This window comes from Rhodoferax sp., from assembly GCF_025354435.1.
In the GTDB taxonomy this organism is placed as follows: Bacteria; Pseudomonadota; Gammaproteobacteria; order Burkholderiales; family Burkholderiaceae_C; genus Rhodoferax_B.
Window position 1 is genome coordinate 1 of the sequence record NZ_JANXMU010000078.1, and the last position, 3,068, is coordinate 3,068.

General features: G+C 57.6%; 3 protein-coding genes and 1 other annotated feature. Of the genes, 1 reads left to right on the forward strand and 2 read right to left on the reverse strand.

Annotated elements, in window-relative coordinates:
- Positions 1-52: 52 nt before the first annotated feature.
- Positions 53-1,281, forward strand: a protein-coding gene (locus Q0T48_RS19870) for an IS3 family transposase (protein WP_295960133.1) whose coding sequence is annotated in 2 segments (ribosomal slippage) — positions 53-338 and positions 338-1,281 — 1,230 coding nt in all. Because the reading frame shifts where the segments join, the coding sequence is not laid out codon by codon here.
- Positions 328-444 (forward strand) — a sequence feature (AL1L pseudoknot). (Overlaps the previous gene by 117 nt.)
- Before the next feature lie 36 nt (positions 1,282-1,317).
- Here the strand turns inward: Q0T48_RS19870 and Q0T48_RS19875 are convergent.
- Both Q0T48_RS19875 and Q0T48_RS19880 read right to left on the reverse strand, forming a co-directional pair.
- Positions 1,318-2,115 carry an MBOAT family O-acyltransferase gene (locus Q0T48_RS19875; protein ID WP_295960135.1) on the reverse strand — a complete coding sequence of 266 codons (798 nt, stop codon included), beginning with the start codon at positions 2,113-2,115 and terminating at the stop codon, positions 1,318-1,320.
- Between the two features lie 84 nt (positions 2,116-2,199).
- Positions 2,200-2,889 carry a GDSL-type esterase/lipase family protein gene (locus tag Q0T48_RS19880; protein WP_295960138.1) on the reverse strand — a complete coding sequence of 230 codons (690 nt, stop codon included), beginning with the start codon at positions 2,887-2,889 and terminating at the stop codon, positions 2,200-2,202.
- Positions 2,890-3,068 lie beyond the last annotated feature (179 nt).

A 3,068-nucleotide genomic window follows, 5' to 3' on the forward strand; every position in this document is an offset into this window, starting at 1 on the left:
ACTGAACCGCCCCGTGTTTTGAGGAGGCTCAAATCTCTGAGAGGATTGAGCCATGAAGTCGAACAAGTTTTCCCCTGAGGTGCGTAAGCGCGCAGTGCGCATGGTGCAGGAGCACCGAGGCGAGTACCCGTCACTGTGGGCCGCCATCGAATCCATCGCCCCCAAGATCGGCTGCGTGCCCCAGACTCTGAACGAGTGGGTCAAACGCGATGAAGTGGATACGGGAACGAGGCCAGGCACCACCACGTCCGAGCACGAACGTGTGAAGGCGCTGGAGCGCGAAGTCAAGGAACTGCGCCGAGCCAACGAAATTCTGAAGCTGGCGAGTGCTTTTTTTGCTCAGGCGGAGCTCGACCGCCGACTGAAGTCTTGAGAGGCTTCATCGACCAACACCGCCACACACATGGGGTCGAGCCGATCTGCAAGGTACTGCAGATCGCCCCATCTGGCTACCGGCGGTATCGAGCGCAACAGCGCGATGCCACGCGGCTGGGCCAACGGGCCAAGCGCGATGCGCAACTGACACCCCAGATCGAACGTGTCTGGCAGGGCAACCTGCAGGTGTACGGTGCCGACAAGGTCTGGAAGCAATTGAGACGGGAAGGCACGGTCGTGGCACGCTGCACGGTCGAGCGGCTCATGCGCCGGCTGGGACTGCGTGGCATCATGCGGGGCAAGGTGGTGCGCACCACTGTCAGTGACCGCAAGGCGGCCTGTCCGTTGGACCGAGTCAACCGGCAATTCAAGGCGGACCGGCCAAACCAGCTCTGGGTTTCGGACTTCACCTACGTCTCGACCTGGCAAGGCTGGCAATATGTGGCCTTCGTGATCGATGTGTACGCCCGGCGCATCGTGGGCTGGCGGGTGAGCAGTTCGATGCGAGCGGACTTCGTGCTGGATGCGCTGGAGCAGGCGCTGTACGCCAGGCAACCCGAGCGTGATGGAACACTGATCCATCACTCGGACAGGGGATCGCAATACGTCGGCATCCGCTACAGCGAGAGACTGGCCGAGGCTGGCATCGCGCCCTCGGTGGGCAGCAAGGGCGACAGCTACGACAACGCCCTGGCAGAGACCATCAATGGCCTGTACAAGGCCGAGTTGATCCACCGTCGCGCACCGTGGAAGACCAAGGAGTCTCTGGAGTTCGCCACGCTGGAATGGGTGTCTTGGTTCAACCACCATCGATTGCTGGAGCCCATCGGATACATACCACCTGCTGAAGCTGAGGCAAACTACTACCGGCAACTCGCCAATCAGACCACCACTGTGGCGGCCTGACTTAAACCAACTGGCCTCCACAAAACCCGGGGCGGTTCAGTTGAAAACATAGGTTTTGAACCAATCCGACAGGCTCATGTGCCAGCGCGACCAAAGGTCGAGAAAGCTGCGCGCCAGGAAAGAGCGGTTAAAGTTTTCAGGCAGTTGCATGCCCATCAGCTCCCCGACACCGATCACTATGTCCATGTAGCCCGCAAAATTGGCGTACAGGTAGACCGTGTAGCACACGGCTGCGGCTACATACAGTGCACAGAACAAGGGCCACGCCGGGTTTGCCGCAGTGTCCAGCACCCGCTCCGACAGGCTGTCGAATAGATATTTGAAGATGGCCGAAACCACGCCCACTTTCACAAAACCCAAAATCACGCGTGCAAAGGCCCGGAACACCCTGCCCTCGTCCAGTACCAAGGCCTGGTCTTTGGAGCGCATGTAGTCCTGGTAACGCTGGATCGGCCCCGCCACAAAGGTCAAGAAGTTACAGGTGTAGTTGAAAAAATGCAGTAACGATACCGGGCGCGCCAATTCGCCCTGCTTGGCATCGACCATGAGGTGCAGCACGCGAAACAGCACGTAAGACAAACCAATGATCAGGTAGGGAAACGGCAGCAGTAAGGACGCATCCAGAAAACTGAATTTCTTCAGATAAATGAATGCGGTGATGGCAACAGCTAGGCCAAGCCACAGGCTGGGCGCAGAACGACTGCGCCGCACCACCTCAATCAGCCCGTAACAGACTAGCAAAAATACCGCCAATGGCAGTAGCTGGATAGCACTGTTGATGTAGTACCAAATGAACACGCCATTGGCACCCAGCAAAACGGTGCTACGCACCATGGGTTGGTTGCTTGCATTAAAAAGCAGCACGACGGCTGCAATAAACGCAATGAAGATCGGGGAGGTAAATGCCACGGGTGGGATTCAGCCTAGATTGAATTGCTTCAGTACCGGCAGTAATGCATCGCGAATGCGCAGGTAACCCAGGGGGGACATGTGCAGTTTGTCTGGACCAAAGTATTCGGCATGGGGTGACCCGTCCGAGTCGACCAACAACATGTAAACATCTAACATCGCGACGTTCTTGCGGCTCTGGGCCACCGACGCTATGAGCTTATTAAGTTCGATCACCTGGCGCGGGTCTACCGGAGACTGTGGATGGTTACGCGGCGGCACGGTGCACAGCACGATAGGAACACCGGGCATGGCTTTCTCAGCCTTGTCCAACATGTCAACAATATTGCTCCGGCTTTGCTGCACGTCCTGCAAAGCACTCAGGTCATTGGAGCCGGTCAACAAGACAATGGCTTTAGGGTGCAGGTCGAGCACATCTTCCTGAAAGCGAAACAGCAAACCACGAGTGGTTTCGCTGCCGATGCCCCGGTTGGCCACCGGCAAACCGGGCAGATCTTTGGCCAAGCTACTCCAACCACCGACCAGCGAGTCGCCAGCAAACACCACGCTACCCTGCTTGCGCTCACGCTCTTGCCAGAAGCTCTTGCGGTTGTCGTTCATCCAGCCAAACACCCGTATGGCACCCTTGCCCGGCCAGTCTTTGAAGTCTTTGGGGAAGGGTGTAGGACCGTCTTGCACTAGAGTGGCTGCCGATGCCAAGGTGGTTGTGCTTTGTGCCAATGCCGCGCCGCAAAAGACTGTCCTGGTCTAATGAATTCGCACACTCCGATGGGTGAAAATCAGTTGGACAGTAAACGTGACGAAATCAACCCGAAGAGTCTTTGACGCGAGCTTCAAGCTGCAAGTCGTTCAGATGATCCGCGTCCAGGGGCTCGGTA